The organism is Streptococcus mitis (genome assembly GCF_946190115.1).
GTDB lineage: Bacteria > Bacillota > Bacilli > Lactobacillales > Streptococcaceae > Streptococcus > Streptococcus mitis_CO.
On the sequence record NZ_CAMHZG010000007.1, the window covers coordinates 54,919 to 71,127 of the forward strand.

Here is a 16,209-nt window from a genome sequence, read left to right on the forward strand (position 1 = left end):
TTGAAAAAATGTAAAAAAAGATGTAGAATATAAGAAAAAATGTAGGAAACGGTGGAATGGAATATTATCAAGCTAGAATTTCCTTTGAGGCTGCTCAGTATTTAGAAGAGATGAGACTTTATTATGAAGTGATCACAGGTGGAAGTATATCAAAAGGTGAATGTTTGAATCGAGCATATAGAGATTCTTTAAATATCGATGATTGGAAAAAAGTCTATGATTCAAGAATATCAATCAAAAATCATTCAATTAGCGATTCTTCGAAATTGTTAAAAGTTCAAATTACTGAGGATACCAAAAACGGTATTCAGCAGTTGAAATCAACTCTCCCATCAATACTGGGAGCAAGGTCTGTAACTATTGGAGTTTGTATCAGAGAAATGCTAAAAGCGGCTTATATTGTTACTCATGAAACAGATACAAATCAGATATTTAGTGAGGTTTCCGAAAAAATAAGGGAAAGTATTAATAGATTAAAGAACTGTAATGATAATGATGTTAGAGAGATAGCAATTAGTCAATTTATTGAGTTAGAAAAGATAATTAATAGCATAATCGGTTAAGACTAGTTTAAAAACTAGTCTTTTTTCTTACATTTTTTCGTACAAATGGTTGACAAATAGGTAGTGGTGGTATATAATTAGAATGTAAGAAAAAACGTAAGAAAGGAAAGGCATATGAAAGTAAGGGCCTCACCAATAAGAATTAGAATAAAAGTCGGAAATAGGAAATTTTATTTTACATTATTTTAAAGAAAAAGGAGAAATCAAAATGATTACAAGCAAAGCGACGCTTGTCTTACAAGCACTACACACTCCAGAATTGAGAGCCAAAGCTTCTGAAAAAGCTAGAAATCACGGCTTACTACATGGAACAACTGTTCATACTTTGGGACTGGCACAGCTTCTAAAAGATGAGGGAATCACGGAAACTTTCCAAGAGTTCTATGCTCAAGCACTTGTGGCATTTTATGACTTTGCCACAACTCATTTTCACATTGGAAATCCATCTATTTCTATGTTGGATAACCTTGTTCGTGGCAAGAGGATTTTATGGGACAGCTACAAATAATTATGAAGGGAGGTTAATCCCTCTCTTTATTTTTTAAAATTTGAAAGGAAATATGAAAATGAAAGTTAATGAATACTTCTGGAAAACAACTTCTCTGACTTTATTGTTAATTATCAGCTTTTTTGCTGGGTTTGGAGCGCATTTGGAATTCTCTTCTTATAATCCATTTTTATCTGCGAAATTTGCCTTAGTTGTAGCTTTTATAGTCTTTTTAATTCAATTTTTATCGATATTACCAGCTATGTTTAAAAGAGGAAAAAACAATGATAAAGAAATATAGATTTTGCTTTTTTTGTATGTTCGTCTTCGGTCTTTTATCTGTGTATAATCCCACAGGTTTTGGCTCCCTCTTAAGTATAATATTGTCCCTTATAGCATTTCTTTTCTTTGCTATATTCCTTTACTATTTTATTAGAGTTAAGTTGATAGCTCTTTCTCTTATTATCAGGGATATAAGAAATAAGATGAGGTAAAATATGTTCCATATAAATCGTAGGGTCTCCCTTTGTGAGTCATACATATTATCAACCTCCTTAATGAAGACTTGTTATTGGGCTTGTATACTATCTCAATTTTTTATATTTATTTTATTGGTTTTAATCTTTAACATCTCAGGACTTTTACTAGTTTTGGCTGTGGTCTTAGAAATTTTAATCGCCAATAAATTTATATCTTCTTCTGACGGAGGTGTAATCCGTTCGGTTGTTCTTGACTTTTCTATAAATGAGGAATATATAGGTGTTTATGCTCATGTTTTGGGTGATAATTTCTCTAATAAGGTTTCAGAGTTAGATGTATATTTGAGTGCATGCTTGAATTTAAACTTAGAAGAGAAAATAAAGACTGCTAGTTGTGTTAAGTACACATTCAGAAGATATCCTGAGAGAAGAATCTCTTGGGAGGACACCCTACAAACTACAGAGATAACGATTACTGCCGATAAGAATTGCTGCTGGCGGCTAGGAGCTCCGCCCCACGTGCTTATAGCAGGCTCGACGAGGTCAGGAAAAACGGTGATGATAGAGAACCTTGTGGCTCAATACTTAATTTTAGGGTCTGACATAAAATTACTAGATCCGAAAAAAGGCGACTTGAGTTGGCTAGTTGGTAAGAAGCTAGAAGATAGATTAAGTTATAAGGTAGTATATAATTCTCCATTCCAGATTGCTGGTGCTTTAAGAGAGGCTGTTGAAGAAATGAATAGACGCTTTCAGATTATGGCAGATAACCCAGATATATATGTTTCCAAAGGGAAGGTTTTGTCTTGGGCTGATGTTAAGGGGAACTATCCTCTGGTAATTGTGCTTGATGAGGGAATTGCTTTCAGAACAGAGGCAGAAACGACTAAAGAAGGGAAAAAAGCCTATGAAGAGGCAATGTCAAATCTTGGGAGTCTCTTGGTAAAATCACGCCAAGCTTCAATAGAGGTGATAGTCGGTTTACAGAGGGCTTCAAGTGACTTTATTCCCACTTATATGAGACAAAATTTTGGAGTATCTCTTTTATTAGGGGCAACTACGGCTGATTCTGACTCCTGTCGTATGATGTTTTCAAGTCAAGAGATTGATTATAAGACTTGTGGTATTGGCGAAGGATATTGCCAAATAGATGGGGTGCTTCCTAGGCCTAAGTTTGTAGAGACACCGTTCAAGTCTGACGAACTAGACTTTGAGGCATATTTTGATGAAGCTTGTGATAGGTATATGAGGATGCGAAATGAACGAAATTAGTGTTGTTGTCAAGTTATCGAATGGCAGTTTAATGGGTGCTACTGAATGTGATGAGAATCCTTATAAAGCATTGTTAAAAATTTTACAAGTAGTCCATATGCAAATTGTAGATGAATTAGAATAATGTAAGGTGGTATTTGAAATGCTGTTGAAGCATATTTGCGAGGTATGTGAAAAAAGTGAAATCATTGATTCAGATTTAGCTTTTGATAAAGGATGGGAATATCCTCCAATAATGGGTAGTTTTAGGATTTTATTCCCCAGAATCTGCCCTAATTGTACGATTGAAAAAACTGTGTGGTGGGCATTAGCTATGGAGGGTAAGTCTCTTGAAGATTTATCAAAAAGGCAAATAGAGGTATTAACGAGGATAAACAATGAACCGTTGAGTATTTTACCAAACTCAGATGACGGTCTTTCGAGCTAGCAAAATAGGGGCGATTGCCCAGGAGGGGCAGAATCGAGCGGAGCGTTCTTCTTTTTGCTAGGGAGAAAGAGCCAACCGACTGCATTGCAGGAGGTCAGAAAAACAACCCCAGTACTAATAGGGGGTGCACACATACATGAAATGTACTCTAAACCCTTGGTACGTAAGGGGTTACGGCTTGCTAGTTGTACCAAGAGGTCGCAAACTCTTGGTAGAGTAAGGATGAGAGGTGTTTTCATGTAGGATACGGAATTAAAGGAGAAAAAATATGGTTTACAATATGACAGATACAAACATTAAAATTGGATTGCTTGACCTTGAAATGTCACAGTTTGATATTCCTAAGAAAGTAGTGATTTTGTCAGTTAGGGTGAACAACAAATACAAAGAAGTCAACGGCGAAAACGTGAAGACAGATGAAGTAAGTAAAATTACTTCTACTGTTCTTGACGCTGACAAAGTGAAAGTTCTAACTGAAATGGGAATTTCTACTGATGACTTAAAAGCGATTAACCTTGAAATTATCGGAAATCTGGATAAGATTGCAAAACTTGCTCAAAATGATGCTTTGTTGAATGTTTCTGTTGAATTGATTCGGCCTAAGGTTCGACTAGCTTGGAATATGGCTAGAAGTAATTGGGCAGGTGTAAAAATTGTGTGTGAGGATATTAAAGTTCTAGGAGAATAATCCTATGAATACAGTCAGAATAGATTATTTTGCTGTGAGTGTTAAGGATGTTCCGCCAGAAAGAGTTCTGACTGACATCCTTTTGATTCCTCTTGAAAACTTCACGTTGAATGATTGGGGAATAAATAAGTATAAGCAACATTATTCTTGTTCAGAAATTAAGGTGTATTTTAATGCTGATAGGCTTTCTATGGGTGTATTTATTGAATTAAAAGGGCAAGGTTGTCGTCAATATGAAGAATTTTTAAACAGTAACGAAAATAATTGGATTGCCTTAATTACTCGTTTATACCAGTATAATGTTAATTTCACTCGTTTAGATATTGCCCACGACATATTTGACGGTAGCTTAGATGTTCAACGGATATATGACTATTGCAAGAAAGGATTATGTGTCTCGAAAGCAAAACACTTTGAATATCATGAGAAATCAGTACTAGATTCTGGTGAGCGAGTAGGAGAAACAGTTGCAATAGGTTCACGAGGTAATCAGCAGTGGTGCATATATAATAAACGTATGGAGCAACTTGGTAAGCAAGAGCTTGTAGAAGTTCCGTCTTGGATTCGCGCAGAGCTTAGATGTTGGCAGGAAAAGGCTAATATAATTGCAGAGCAGTTATTTTTAAAACGTCCATTATCGTCAATCTATTTTGAAGCTATAAATGGTCATTATCGCTTTGTTCGTCCAAATGCGACAGATAGCAATCATTGGAGAAGAAAAAAAGTCAAGTGGTGGATAGATTATCTAGGAACTGAAAACCAGACAGTTCTTAGTATTACAAGAGCTAAAACGACACTACGGCAGTCTGAGGCTTGGACAGAGAAACAAGTTGCGAAAACATTAGCAAAAGTCTATATTGCAAAGTATCAGGCCTATGATGTTCAAAAGGCAGAAGATTATATTCAAAGCTTGCTCAAAGAGGGACTTTCAAGGCTAACTGATAATGATGAAAAGGATATAGAGCAATATGTAAGAGAGCAGAATAGTTCTCAATTTTGGGGACAAAAAAAGACGACTTGAAAATAAGTCGCCTCTAAAAATTAACTAACTAGATTATAGCATAAGAAAGGAAAGTATTCCAATGATAGAGCTTAAGACAAAGTCAGACTATGATTTAACTAAAAATTGGTATCGGAAGAAAGAATTTTTAGATGAACTTTGGAAGGGTATGAAATTACCTACATTGGATCACTACATTCGTCAAATGAGAAATAGTCCATATTCTTTTGGAATTTGTGGAACTCATGGGAATGTCTTTATTCATGCGGAGGTATTTAAAGATTGGTTTGATTATAAGATTTTCCATGAAAATGAGGCAGTTATAGCTTAGTATAAGGGGGTAAAAATGAAGGTAGGTAAGACTACTCGAGTTCTAACTGTTTATCAATGGAAACCAGACCCTTCTAAAAAGGGCAACGTGCTTGTTAAGTTTGCAATGAGATATACTCATCCTTTGATAACAAAAAGTCGTTATAAGTACCTTACAAGGGGAGAAAATAAAGGGTGGTATACGACTAAGGCAATACCAACAGGAAAAGACAGTAAGGGACATGAGAAGTTACTTATTTCTGATATAAAGAATAGTCAGCTGATTACAAAAGTTTCAAAGATATTAAATGAAATGATTGATGAAACCGTATTAGATTTGACTGGAGAAAAACCAAAGAAATTAGAGCCTAGTAAAACTTTATGCCTCAAAGAGATAGCTAGACCGTATGATGAAAACAGTGAATTATACGGTTTAGCTTTTAAGTGGTGGGTCAATCGTGTTAAGCCTGCCAAGAATACTCTAAAGACTAGAGTTAGTGTTTATAACCAGCATATTTCCCCATATTTCAACGAAAATATGAGCCTTAAACAGTTCTGTATGGAACAGGAAAAAATGCAAGATATTATAAATAATGCAAGTGAGGGAACTTCAAAGAACATTCATATCTATCTTAAAATGATATTTGATTGGGCGGTAGAACAAGGAGAATTGACAGCGTCGCAACACCCTATTTTGAATAAGAGGGTTAAGCGTAAGACACTAACAAGTGCAGAAGAGCAGGCGAAACTTAGGGAAGATATAGCTGAAAAATATCTTGAAGTTGAAGAGGCTAATCAAGTATTTAAAATTATTGAAAATTGGACTAAGCGACATAATAATGAACTAGTTGCTGATGTACTCAGAATTATCTACTTGACAGGTATGAGACCGAGTGAAGCATTAGGTTTGAATGAAGATGTTCTAGATTTCAAGAATAAACTCATTAAGGTTCATTGGCAGAGGGCAAGCCATAATAAGACTGACAAAGAAATGGCAGAAGAAGGCTTGCGTGATGAGAAGGAACGATATAGAGCAATTCTAAAAACTAAAGAAAGCGTTAGAACTATTCCGATGTCACCAAAAGTAGAACAAATTTTACTTAAATATATTGAAAGAAATAAGTTTCAGGCGAGATTTAATCCGACTTATCATGATATGGGATATATTTTTACTAGGGTATACATAAAAGGGAAGAACCAGCAGGGCAGTCCATTGTATCATACAGAAATTTCAATGTTCTTAAGAGGTGGAACTAGTCAGTCCGCTAAGTATAATAAGAAAAGTGGAAAATCCTATAAGGATATTGATGACCTAGTTGATTTTGGTAGGCCTGTTCACATAGTTCCCCATATGTTCCGACATAGTTTTGTTTCAGTCATGGCTGATAAGAATGTAAGCTTAAACGTTATTCGAGAGTTTGTGGGACATTCAGAAGATAGTAGAGAAATAGAAAAAATCTATCTTCATGTTATGCAAAAAGGAAAACATAAGATTGAACAAGCTATGATAGATTTGTCTAAAATAATCTCTTGATTATTATAATCAGTTAAAATTCAGTTATTTTGCTAAACTTAAAAGAAAAAGCCTTAGAAATGTTGATTTCATAGGCTTTCTGTATGTTGTATTATTTAACTTCTGTGAACACAACGTGTTTGCGAAGTTTTGGTGAGTATTTCTTCAATTGAAGACGGTCTGGAGTGTTACGTTTGTTTTTAGAAGTAAGGTACAAGCGTTCACCAGATTCTTTGTGTTCAAGTGTAATATTTACGCGCATGGTATCTCCCTTCTATTATTCAGCTGATGCAGCTTTAGCGATTTTACGTCCTTTGTAGTATCCTTTAAGTGATACACGGTGAGAACGTGAGTAATCTCCAGTAGTTTCGTCAAAGTTTACAGATGGAGCTGTTACTTTGTAGTGTGTACGACGTTTGTTTTTCTTCGCTTTTGAAGTGCGACGTGCAGGTACTGCCATTTTGATTTCTCCTTTAGGTATTTATATTCGATTCAATCTACTGATTTTCATCAACCATACTAGGATAACACATTTTTTTTGTAAAGTAAAGTTACTTGACAAAAAAAGATGAAAAAATTCTCCTATCCAACACGGCAGACAGGAGAAGGTGTTAAATATCAATCTCAAATGGTTCGTCAATGGTTTCTGATACGTATTTTCCGTCTTTCTTCCGTTGCTTGACACATTCTGTGAGGAGATATTCGATTTGCCCATTGACTGAACGAAAGTCGTCTTCTGCCCATGATGCGAGTGCAGCGTATAACTTTGTTGAGAGTCGAAGGGGGATCTGCTTTTTTTTAGCTTCAGCCATCTTTAGTAAAGACTTCCTGTGTTGACAATTGGTTGTGCATCATGATTGCCGCAGAGAACGACTAGGAGATTTGAAACCATGGCAGCTTTTCGTTCTTCGTCAAGCTCTACCAATTCACCTTCATTGAGACGTTCCAGGGCCATTTCAACCATACCCACAGCGCCATCGACAATCATCTTACGGGCATCAATAATGGCTGATGCTTGTTGATGTTGAAGCATGACAGCAGCAATTTCTGGTGCATAAGCTAGGTAAGTGATACGTGCTTCAAGGATTTCCAAGCCAGCATCCTCAACACGACTTTGGATTTCTTCACGAATACGGTTAGCTACAATTTCGCTAGAGCCACGGAGACTACCTTCATCTGCTTGTCCGTCACCTGTAGTATCTACATTAGGAGATACATCGTAAGGATAGATGCGGACGATATTTCGGAGGGCGCTATCACACTGCAAAGAGAGGTATTCCTTGTAGTTATCAACGTTGAAAACTGCCTTAGCGGTGTCGACAACTCTCCAAGTTACCGCGATACCGATTTCTACGGGATTTCCTAGACAATCATTGATTTTTTGACGAGAATTGCTCAAGGTCATAACCTTGAGGGAAATCTGTTTCTTGCCAATTTCAAGATTTACATCATTGTCATTTGATGATTTAGCTCCTAAAAAAGGAGATTTCGTGCTAACGTCACCACTTTGTCCAAGTCGAGTGTGGTTTGCAGGGTTGACTGCTACGCTGAAGGAATTGACAAAGTAAAAGCCAGGTTCTTTGATGGTACCTGTATGGTTACCAAAGAGTGTCAGAACCAGAACCTCATGAGGTTTGACAACTTTTAAACCAGCATGAGTTAGCGCTGCAATTACGATTAGTAAAGGTCCGATAATAATTCCAAAAATGTTTTCCGAACCAACACCCATTATAAATATAAAGATACTAAGTACGATTGTCAACTCAATGAGAATCAATGCTAATACACCATTTGGTTTTGAATTGATTAGTTTTTCAGTCATAAGAATACCTCTGTTATTTGATATCTAAATGATATCATTTTGTTTTTAAAAATTAATAGAAAGTTGACAAATAATCACTAAAAAGTTTCAGCCCAATAATTACTTGTAGGAGGTGAGATTATATTGTGCTGAAATACTCTTTTATTCTTATAACTTTTACACTATAATTGTAGTTAGAAAGGAAGAGAAATGTTTGATTATAGAGCACTAGTTATTTTGATGACTTTGATGGACCATTGTGAGCTATCATTATATGAATTATCTGTTAAGGTGAGCTTACCTATAAAGGAAGTCAAAGAAGGAATAGATTATTTAGTGCCTTATCTAGCTAATAAAGGGATAGTGCTAGATAAAAAACAAGGTCGCTATAGTTTATCAAATCGTACGAAGCAGTCTTTGACAGATATTATTAGATCGGATGAATTGGTTTTACCAAAGTCGACTCGCTTAGCTTTAATCTATCTTTACACTTTTTGCCGATTAGATTTTATATCGAATAATCATTACCAAGACTTTTTGAAAGTAAGTAAGAACACAACCTTATCTGATATTCAATCATTAAGAAAGATTATGTTAGATAATGATTTGGAACTAGGGTACAGCAGAGCAAAAGGTTATACTCTACATGGTTCAGAGTGGAATAAGCACCGTTTAGCTTTTCAAATGGTTAGTGAGTTGCTGGAATCCTCCATAGGGATTTGGGGTTTGGATTATGTTTTATCCAGTTGGGGGTATTCATTAACTTATGATTTGATTGATCAGGTAGTTAAAGATTATTATGAAAAGCTACAGATAGTGCCTATTGTTAATCAATTAAAAGTTTGCCTTTTCGGTTTAGTATTCATTATATGTAGGTATCAAAGGGATGTTGAAAGAGTATATCTTTCAGAGACATTAGTATCTCCTATTATTCAAGATATAACGACTATTTTATTGGATACAGTAGTTGATTTGGGAATTATAGATACGGTGTTTTCAGAGGATGATTATCGCTATATCACAGTTTTATTATCAAGTTGCTTTGAAGGTGAAGTAGATGTTGCTCCAGTTTACTTTAATCAATTAACAGAGGCCATTATAAGTAGAATGGAAGATATTTCTTTGTTGCATTTTAAACAAAGAGAAGTATTGAGAGAAAATCTTCGCCGCCACCTTATACCGGCTTACTATAGATTAAAGTTTGGTTTACCTAGTTCAAATGAATATGTGTTGCATGTCGAAGAACATTATCCTGATTTATTTGAACTAGTAAAAGATTCTTTGACCCCCTTGATGGACGCTATTGACAAACCTATACCTGATAGTGAAACAGCATATTTTGTTATCCATTTTGGAGGTTATTTAAAGAATGCAGATAATTTGCCTCAAAAATGTTATAAAGCAGCAATTATTTGTCCTAATGGAATTAGTTCTTCATTGATGTTAAAAGAGAATCTATTAGCATTGTTTCCTCAAATTGAATTTATAGGGACTTCAAAGATTGACGATTTACCGGCGAAAACTAGTAGTGACTATGATATGGTTTTTTCTACTATAAAGGTAGAGACAGAGAAGCCAAATTATCTAGTTTCTGTTATGATGACTGAAGAACAAACAACGCAGTTAGTTGAATTGGTATCAAAAGATTTTCCGGATACAGGTTATCAAGATATTGAGCTGAATCAGATAATTAGTATAGTAAGACGATATAGTGTAATCACACAGGAATTAGAGTTAAAATTAGCCTTAAAGCGATATCTCTATCAAGAAATGAACAGAAAGGAAGTGTTACCATTGTTAGAAGAATTAATTACAAAAGAAACCTATCAGGTTAGTTCGAAAAAATTAGGATGGAAGGAGGCGATTCGTTTAGCAGCTAAACCGCTTTTGGATCAACATAAGATAACCGAGAACTACCCTGAGGCAATGATTCAAAAAGTAGAAGAGTTTGGACCTTTTATTAATTTAGGGAAGGGAGTAGCAATTCCTCACGCTCGGCCAGATGAAGGTGTGAATGAAATAGGAATGTCAATGTTAGTTTTGGAAGAACCGATTTATTTATTGGATAATCCAGAACAAGAGGTAAGATTGTTGATTTGTATTGCAGCCATTGATAATGAGAGTCATTTAAAGGCTTTGTCACATTTAACAACAATTTTAAGAGATAAAAATCATGTTCAAGCTTTGATTTCATCAAAAAATTATGATGACATTAAAATGATAATTAAACAGGAGGATTAGATAATGTTAAAAATTGGTACAGCTTGTGGTTCAGGATTAGGTTCAAGTTTTATGGTACAGATGAATATTGAATCTGTATTGAGTGATTTGAATGTTTCAGATGTAGAAGTTGAACATTATGATTTAGGTGGAGCAGATCCAAATGCAGCTGATATTTGGATTGTTGGTCGTGATTTAGCTGATTCAGCTAGTCATCTTGGAGATGTTCGTATCTTAAATAGTATTATTGATATGGACGAACTACGAGAATTAATTACTAAAATTTGTGAAGAAAAAGGACTTATATAGGAGGCTAGCGTCATGATGAAGTTCATATTGGATATTGTTAGTACACCAGCTATTTTAGTAGCTTTAATTGCAATCTTAGGATTAGTTCTTCAGAAGAAGAAATTACCTGATATTATTAAAGGCGGAATTAAGACTTTTGTTGGTTTCTTAGTTGTATCTGGTGGTGCAGGAATTGTGCAAAATTCTTTAAATCCATTTGGTACCATGTTTGAGCATGCTTTTCATTTATCTGGAGTTGTGCCGAATAATGAAGCAATTGTAGCTGTAGCTTTAACAACATATGGCTCAGCTACTGCAATGATTATGTTCGCAGGTATGGTGTTCAATATCTTAATTGCTCGTTTTACTCGATTCAAATATATCTTTTTAACAGGGCACCATACTCTATATATGGCGTGTATGATTGCGGTCATTTTATCAGTTGCTGGCTTTACAAGTTTGCCTCTTATCTTACTAGGAGGATTAGCACTCGGTATTATTATGAGTATTTCCCCAGCATTTGTGCAAAAATATATGGTTCAATTAACTGGAAATGACAAGGTGGCTTTAGGTCATTTCAGTTCTTTGGGATATTGGTTGAGTGGTTTTACTGGTAGCCTTATCGGTGACAAATCAAAATCAACAGAGGACATTAAATTCCCAAAGAGTTTAGCTTTTTTACGTGATAGTACTGTTAGTATTACTTTATCTATGGCAGTTATTTACATTATTGTAGCTATCTTTGCAGGGTCAGAATATATAGAAAAAGAAATCAGTAATGGTACAAGTGGTCTAGTTTATGCTTTACAATTAGCAGGTCAATTTGCAGCAGGTGTATTTGTTATTTTAGCAGGTGTTCGCCTTATTTTGGGTGAAATTGTTCCAGCCTTTAAAGGTATTTCAGAGCGTCTTGTACCTAATTCAAAACCTGCTTTGGATTGTCCGATTGTTTATACTTATGCACCCAATGCAGTTCTAATTGGATTTATCTCTAGTTTTGTTGGTGGTTTAGTAAGTATGGCAATTATGATTGCTTCAGGAACGGTTGTTATTTTACCAGGTGTTGTGCCTCATTTCTTCTGTGGAGCGACTGCAGGTGTTATTGGGAATGCATCTGGTGGTGTTCGTGGAGCCACTATTGGAGCATTTTTACAAGGTATTTTAATTAGTTTTCTTCCAGTCTTTTTAATGCCAGTTTTGGGAGGACTTGGTTTCCAAGGGTCAACTTTCTCAGATGCAGATTTTGGTCTATCAGGAATTATTTTAGGAATGTTGAATCAATTTGGCTCACAAGCAGGCATTGTTATTGGTCTTGTTCTTATTCTAGCAGTTATGTTTGGAGTATCCTTTATTAAAAAGCCATCTGCAAAGGAGGAATAAGGGATGATTTTAAGTGAAAATAGAGAAGATGAGTTAAGAAAATTTGCAACAAAAATCCGATTAAATACTCTTAGAACATTGAATCATCTTGGATTCGGCCATTATGGAGGGAGTCTGTCTATAGTAGAAGTTTTAGCAGTGCTTTATGGTGAAATAATGCCGATGACTCCAGAAATATTTGCGTCACGAGATAGAGATTATTTTGTTTTATCCAAGGGACATGCTGGACCAGCTTTGTACAGCACACTCTATTTGAATGGTTTCTTTGACAAAGAATTCTTACATTCTTTAAATACAAATGGAACCAAATTACCGTCTCATCCTGATAGAAATCTAACGCCGGGCATAGATATGACAACTGGCTCTTTAGGACAGGGAATTAGTGTTGCAACCGGACTTGCATATGGTCAGAGAATAAGAAAAAGTCCCTTTTATACCTATGCTATTGTTGGAGATGGTGAGTTAAATGAGGGACAATGTTGGGAGGCTATACAGTTTGCTTCTCATCAACAGTTATCTAATTTAATTGTATTTGTAGACGATAACAAAAAACAATTAGATGGTTTTACAAAGGATATTTGTAATCCAGGTGATTTTGTAGAAAAATTCTCAGCATTTGGGTTTGAATCCATTAGGGTCAATGGTTCAGATATTAGAGAAATTTATGAAGGGATTATCCAATTAAAACAGTCAAATAATTCATCCCCTAAGTGTATTGTATTAGACACTATTAAAGGTCAAGGAGTTCGAGGGCTGGAAGAAATGAAATCCAATCATCATCTTCGCCCTACTGTAGAGGAGAGACAAATGTTAACTTCAGTTGTAGAAAGATTAAGTCAGGAATTGGAGGAAACAGAATGATGAGAAGTACGAAAGAATTACGACATGTGTATAGAGATTTCCTTCTAGAAGCTAACCAAAGTTATTCTGATATAGTAGTTTTAGAAGCAGACTTGTCAAGTTCGATGGCTACTAATAATCTTGAAAAGGACTTTGGAGACCGTTATGTGAATGTTGGGATCATGGAAGCAGAAATGGTCGGGCTTGCAGCAGGTTTATCTATTCAGGGGTTTAGACCTTATCTTCATACATTTGGCCCTTTTGCTTCACGAAGAGTATTTGATCAATTATTTATTTCTCTTGGGTACGCACAATTGGATGCCACTGTGATTGGCTCAGATGCAGGAGTAACGGCAGAGATGAATGGTGGAACACATATGCCATTTGAAGAAATTGGATTGTTACGTTTAATTCCTAAATCGATCATTTTTGAAGCAACTGATGATATCCAATTTCGTGAAATCTTGAACCAGACATTAGACTTAAAAGGACTAAAATATATTCGAACAATTAGAAAAGCTCCAGAGGCTGTATATCAAGGTGGAGAAGATTTTTCTAAAGGCTACATTGAGTTAAGACACGGTGAAGATGTTGTAATAGTTGCTTCTGGCATAATGGTTGCTCCAAGTATTCGAGTTGCGGATGAACTGTCTAAATTAGGTTATTCAGTAGGTGTGATAGATTTATTTAGAATCAAACCGATACCAGAACAGATAAAAACAATGTTAAGTGGAAAAACTATATTTACTGTAGAAAACCACAATCAGATAGGTGGAATTGGCAGTGCTTTATGTGAATTATTCTCTGATGATGGAATAACAAAAATTCATCGGATGGGTGTTCAAGAAAGATTCGGTCAAGTAGGGAAAATGGATTATCTTCTTAATGAGTATGGTTTGAGTGAATCGAATATAAAAGAGAAAGTTCTAGAGTTTTATAATGCAAGATAGATGTTAAATACACTTATCTGAAAGAACTTCTGTAAAAATTACATTACGTTATTTAAAGCAAGCGGATTAAAAGCATATTCTGGTAATCAGAAAGTGCCCTGATCCGCTTTGTTGTTTTTAATTTAAAATGTTTATATATGTATAGAATTTTCTGAAAATTCAAGAATTTTCTTCTGTTCATTACTTTTAAAATGTGCTATAATAGTAAAAACTGAAATGGGAGGGAACAAATGACTGAATTAGATAAACGTCACCGCAGTAGCATTTATGACAGCATGGTAAAATCACCAAACCGTGCCATGCTTCGTGCGACTGGTATGACAGATAAGGACTTTGAAACACCGATTGTAGGGGTTATTTCGACCTGGGCGGAAAATACACCATGTAACATTCACTTGCATGATTTCGGGAAATTGGCTAAAGAGGGTGTCAAATCAGCAGGTGCTTGGCCTGTGCAGTTTGGGACTATCACTGTAGCGGACGGGATTGCTATGGGAACGCCTGGTATGCGTTTCTCTTTGACATCTCGTGATATCATCGCGGACTCTATCGAGGCGGCGATGGGTGGTCACAACGTCGATGCCTTTGTCGCTATCGGGGGCTGTGACAAGAACATGCCTGGTTCTATGATTGCCATTGCCAATATGGATATCCCAGCTATTTTCGCCTATGGTGGTACCATTGCACCCGGAAATCTTGATGGCAAAGACATCGACTTGGTTTCTGTCTTTGAGGGGATCGGAAAATGGAACCACGGTGACATGACGGCTGAGGATGTGAAACGTCTTGAATGTAATGCCTGCCCTGGCCCTGGTGGCTGTGGTGGTATGTACACTGCTAATACAATGGCGACTGCTATCGAAGTTCTCGGTATGAGTTTGCCAGGTTCTTCATCTCACCCAGCTGAATCAGCTGATAAGAAAGAAGATATCGAAGCAGCAGGACGTGCTGTTGTTAAGATGTTGGAGCTTGGTCTCAAACCATCAGATATCTTGACTCGTGAAGCCTTTGAAGATGCCATTACTGTAACTATGGCTCTCGGTGGTTCTACCAATGCTACTCTTCACTTGCTTGCCATTGCCCATGCTGCCAATGTTGACTTGTCACTTGAGGACTTTAATACCATCCAAGAACGTGTGCCTCACTTGGCTGACTTGAAACCATCTGGTCAGTATGTCTTCCAAGATCTCTACGAAGTCGGTGGTGTCCCTGCGGTTATGAAGTACTTGTTGGCAAATGGATTCCTTCATGGAGATCGCATCACATGTACTGGTAAGACAGTTGCTGAAAACTTGGCTGACTTTGCAGACCTCACACCAGGTCAAAAAGTCATCATGCCACTTGAAAATCCAAAACGTGCAGATGGTCCGCTTATCATCTTGAACGGGAATCTTGCCCCTGATGGTGCGGTTGCTAAAGTATCAGGTGTTAAAGTACGTCGTCACGTTGGACCTGCTAAAGTATTTGACTCAGAAGAAGATGCTATCCAGGCCGTTCTGACAGATGAAATCGTTGATGGCGATGTAGTCGTTGTTCGTTTCGTTGGACCTAAGGGTGGCCCTGGTATGCCTGAGATGCTGTCACTTTCATCAATGATTGTTGGTAAAGGTCAGGGAGATAAGGTAGCTCTCTTGACAGACGGCCGTTTCTCTGGTGGTACTTATGGTCTGGTTGTTGGACATATCGCTCCTGAAGCTCAGGATGGTGGACCGATTGCCTACCTCCGTACAGGTGATATCGTTACGGTTGACCAAGATACCAAAGAAATTTCCATGGCCGTATCCGAAGAAGAACTTGAAAAACGCAAGGCAGAAACAACCTTGCCACCACTTTACAGTCGTGGTGTTCTCGGTAAATATGCCCATATCGTATCATCTGCTTCACGCGGAGCCGTGACAGACTTCTGGAATATGGACAAGTCAGGTAAAAAATAAACTCAAAAAGCAAGCCAACTTCGGCTTGCTTTTTTTCATCTTCAAAAGTGATCTGCCT

The 16,209-nt window shown here is 36.5% G+C and carries 20 protein-coding genes; 16 read left to right on the forward strand and 4 right to left on the reverse strand.

The genetic code is table 11. The features are described from left to right. Positions 1-56: 56 nt before the first annotated feature. The 10 genes from N8L90_RS05265 (at position 57) to N8L90_RS05310 (ending at position 6,759) form a co-directional block, all read left to right on the forward strand. The gene (locus N8L90_RS05265) at positions 57-563 is read left to right on the forward strand and encodes a hypothetical protein (RefSeq protein WP_261024498.1); all 507 of its coding nucleotides are present in this window, start codon (positions 57-59) and stop codon (positions 561-563) included. Between the two features lie 208 nt (positions 564-771). Continuing rightward, complete coding sequence (locus tag N8L90_RS05270) at positions 772-1,071, forward strand: hypothetical protein (protein ID WP_061696305.1); 300 nt, start codon at positions 772-774, stop codon at positions 1,069-1,071. A gap of 58 nt (positions 1,072-1,129) precedes the next feature. Next, positions 1,130-1,351: a hypothetical protein gene (locus tag N8L90_RS05275; RefSeq protein ID WP_000867242.1), complete on the forward strand. Its 222-nt coding sequence runs from the start codon at positions 1,130-1,132 to the stop codon at positions 1,349-1,351. A gap of 196 nt (positions 1,352-1,547) precedes the next feature. Then, positions 1,548-2,801, forward strand: coding sequence for an FtsK/SpoIIIE domain-containing protein (locus N8L90_RS05280; protein ID WP_261024505.1), 1,254 nt, complete (start codon positions 1,548-1,550; stop codon positions 2,799-2,801). Further along, positions 2,788-2,925, forward strand: a complete 138-nt coding sequence (locus N8L90_RS05285; protein ID WP_001002892.1) for a hypothetical protein — start codon at positions 2,788-2,790, stop codon at positions 2,923-2,925. The genes N8L90_RS05280 and N8L90_RS05285 overlap by 14 nt, the downstream gene beginning before the upstream one ends. A gap of 18 nt (positions 2,926-2,943) precedes the next feature. Then, a complete protein-coding gene (locus tag N8L90_RS05290; RefSeq protein WP_261024508.1) occupies positions 2,944-3,228 on the forward strand; it encodes a hypothetical protein in 285 nt (94 codons plus the stop codon). A 268-nt stretch (positions 3,229-3,496) separates the two neighbouring features. After that, positions 3,497-3,916 (forward strand): hypothetical protein, encoded by a 420-nt coding sequence (locus N8L90_RS05295; RefSeq protein WP_049531659.1) that lies wholly within the window; start codon positions 3,497-3,499, stop codon positions 3,914-3,916. Between the two features lie 4 nt (positions 3,917-3,920). Beyond that, positions 3,921-4,937 (forward strand): replication initiation factor domain-containing protein, encoded by a 1,017-nt coding sequence (locus N8L90_RS05300; RefSeq protein ID WP_049531658.1) that lies wholly within the window; start codon positions 3,921-3,923, stop codon positions 4,935-4,937. Between the two features lie 61 nt (positions 4,938-4,998). Then, positions 4,999-5,247, forward strand: a complete 249-nt coding sequence (locus N8L90_RS05305; RefSeq protein WP_000571454.1) for a hypothetical protein — start codon at positions 4,999-5,001, stop codon at positions 5,245-5,247. A 15-nt stretch (positions 5,248-5,262) separates the two neighbouring features. Continuing rightward, positions 5,263-6,759: a tyrosine-type recombinase/integrase gene (locus N8L90_RS05310; RefSeq protein ID WP_000862760.1), complete on the forward strand. Its 1,497-nt coding sequence runs from the start codon at positions 5,263-5,265 to the stop codon at positions 6,757-6,759. A 91-nt stretch (positions 6,760-6,850) separates the two neighbouring features. Here N8L90_RS05310 and rpmG read toward each other — a convergent pair whose 3' ends face one another. The 4 genes from rpmG to N8L90_RS05330 all read right to left on the reverse strand — a co-directional run bounded on the left by rpmG (position 6,851) and on the right by N8L90_RS05330 (position 8,560). Further along, a complete protein-coding gene (gene rpmG / locus N8L90_RS05315; RefSeq protein ID WP_001265622.1) occupies positions 6,851-7,000 on the reverse strand; it encodes a 50S ribosomal protein L33 in 150 nt (49 codons plus the stop codon). 15 nt (positions 7,001-7,015) lie between these two features. Then, a complete protein-coding gene (gene rpmF / locus N8L90_RS05320; RefSeq protein WP_000290417.1) occupies positions 7,016-7,198 on the reverse strand; it encodes a 50S ribosomal protein L32 in 183 nt (60 codons plus the stop codon). Positions 7,199-7,349: 151 nt separating this feature from the next. After that, on the reverse strand, positions 7,350-7,550 hold the full coding sequence (locus N8L90_RS05325; protein WP_000796544.1) for a type II toxin-antitoxin system antitoxin: 201 nt from the start codon (positions 7,548-7,550) through the stop codon (positions 7,350-7,352). Between the two features lie 2 nt (positions 7,551-7,552). Further along, positions 7,553-8,560 carry an SPFH domain-containing protein gene (locus N8L90_RS05330; protein WP_261024513.1) on the reverse strand — a complete coding sequence of 336 codons (1,008 nt, stop codon included), beginning with the start codon at positions 8,558-8,560 and terminating at the stop codon, positions 7,553-7,555. 189 nt (positions 8,561-8,749) lie between these two features. Between N8L90_RS05330 and N8L90_RS05335 the strand changes: the two genes are divergently transcribed. From N8L90_RS05335 to ilvD, 6 genes are all read left to right on the forward strand, one after another. Then, the gene (locus N8L90_RS05335) at positions 8,750-10,780 is read left to right on the forward strand and encodes a BglG family transcription antiterminator (protein WP_261024515.1); all 2,031 of its coding nucleotides are present in this window, start codon (positions 8,750-8,752) and stop codon (positions 10,778-10,780) included. Positions 10,781-10,783: 3 nt separating this feature from the next. Beyond that, complete coding sequence (locus tag N8L90_RS05340; protein ID WP_000912474.1) at positions 10,784-11,068, forward strand: PTS sugar transporter subunit IIB; 285 nt, start codon at positions 10,784-10,786, stop codon at positions 11,066-11,068. Positions 11,069-11,080: 12 nt separating this feature from the next. Next, a complete protein-coding gene (locus N8L90_RS05345; protein ID WP_000975289.1) occupies positions 11,081-12,427 on the forward strand; it encodes a PTS ascorbate transporter subunit IIC in 1,347 nt (448 codons plus the stop codon). A 3-nt stretch (positions 12,428-12,430) separates the two neighbouring features. After that, positions 12,431-13,288: a transketolase gene (locus N8L90_RS05350; RefSeq protein WP_084926022.1), complete on the forward strand. Its 858-nt coding sequence runs from the start codon at positions 12,431-12,433 to the stop codon at positions 13,286-13,288. Beyond that, entirely contained in the window at positions 13,285-14,217 is a 933-nt protein-coding gene (locus tag N8L90_RS05355; RefSeq protein ID WP_112444836.1) for a transketolase family protein, read from the forward strand. Before N8L90_RS05350 ends, N8L90_RS05355 begins: the two co-directional genes overlap by 4 nt. A gap of 230 nt (positions 14,218-14,447) precedes the next feature. Beyond that, on the forward strand, positions 14,448-16,151 hold the full coding sequence (gene ilvD, locus N8L90_RS05360; RefSeq protein WP_000137343.1) for a dihydroxy-acid dehydratase: 1,704 nt from the start codon (positions 14,448-14,450) through the stop codon (positions 16,149-16,151). Positions 16,152-16,209 lie beyond the last annotated feature (58 nt).

Coding starts and splice junctions, on each gene's coding strand:
- N8L90_RS05285 (WP_001002892.1), top strand. CDS start 2,788: ATGAACGAAATTAGTGTTGTTGTCAAGTTATCGAATGGCAGTTTAATG.
- rpmG (WP_001265622.1), bottom strand. CDS start 7,000: ATGCGCGTAAATATTACACTTGAACACAAAGAATCTGGTGAACGCTTG.
- N8L90_RS05340 (WP_000912474.1), top strand. CDS start 10,784: ATGTTAAAAATTGGTACAGCTTGTGGTTCAGGATTAGGTTCAAGTTTT.
- N8L90_RS05290 (WP_261024508.1), top strand. CDS start 2,944: ATGCTGTTGAAGCATATTTGCGAGGTATGTGAAAAAAGTGAAATCATT.
- N8L90_RS05345 (WP_000975289.1), top strand. CDS start 11,081: ATGATGAAGTTCATATTGGATATTGTTAGTACACCAGCTATTTTAGTA.
- N8L90_RS05335 (WP_261024515.1), top strand. CDS start 8,750: ATGTTTGATTATAGAGCACTAGTTATTTTGATGACTTTGATGGACCAT.
- N8L90_RS05280 (WP_261024505.1), top strand. CDS start 1,548: ATGTTCCATATAAATCGTAGGGTCTCCCTTTGTGAGTCATACATATTA.
- N8L90_RS05300 (WP_049531658.1), top strand. CDS start 3,921: ATGAATACAGTCAGAATAGATTATTTTGCTGTGAGTGTTAAGGATGTT.
- N8L90_RS05325 (WP_000796544.1), bottom strand. CDS start 7,550: ATGGCTGAAGCTAAAAAAAAGCAGATCCCCCTTCGACTCTCAACAAAG.
- N8L90_RS05355 (WP_112444836.1), top strand. CDS start 13,285: ATGATGAGAAGTACGAAAGAATTACGACATGTGTATAGAGATTTCCTT.
- N8L90_RS05330 (WP_261024513.1), bottom strand. CDS start 8,560: ATGACTGAAAAACTAATCAATTCAAAACCAAATGGTGTATTAGCATTG.
- N8L90_RS05265 (WP_261024498.1), top strand. CDS start 57: ATGGAATATTATCAAGCTAGAATTTCCTTTGAGGCTGCTCAGTATTTA.
- N8L90_RS05350 (WP_084926022.1), top strand. CDS start 12,431: ATGATTTTAAGTGAAAATAGAGAAGATGAGTTAAGAAAATTTGCAACA.
- N8L90_RS05310 (WP_000862760.1), top strand. CDS start 5,263: ATGAAGGTAGGTAAGACTACTCGAGTTCTAACTGTTTATCAATGGAAA.
- N8L90_RS05305 (WP_000571454.1), top strand. CDS start 4,999: ATGATAGAGCTTAAGACAAAGTCAGACTATGATTTAACTAAAAATTGG.
- ilvD (WP_000137343.1), top strand. CDS start 14,448: ATGACTGAATTAGATAAACGTCACCGCAGTAGCATTTATGACAGCATG.
- rpmF (WP_000290417.1), bottom strand. CDS start 7,198: ATGGCAGTACCTGCACGTCGCACTTCAAAAGCGAAGAAAAACAAACGT.
- N8L90_RS05275 (WP_000867242.1), top strand. CDS start 1,130: ATGAAAGTTAATGAATACTTCTGGAAAACAACTTCTCTGACTTTATTG.
- N8L90_RS05270 (WP_061696305.1), top strand. CDS start 772: ATGATTACAAGCAAAGCGACGCTTGTCTTACAAGCACTACACACTCCA.
- N8L90_RS05295 (WP_049531659.1), top strand. CDS start 3,497: ATGGTTTACAATATGACAGATACAAACATTAAAATTGGATTGCTTGAC.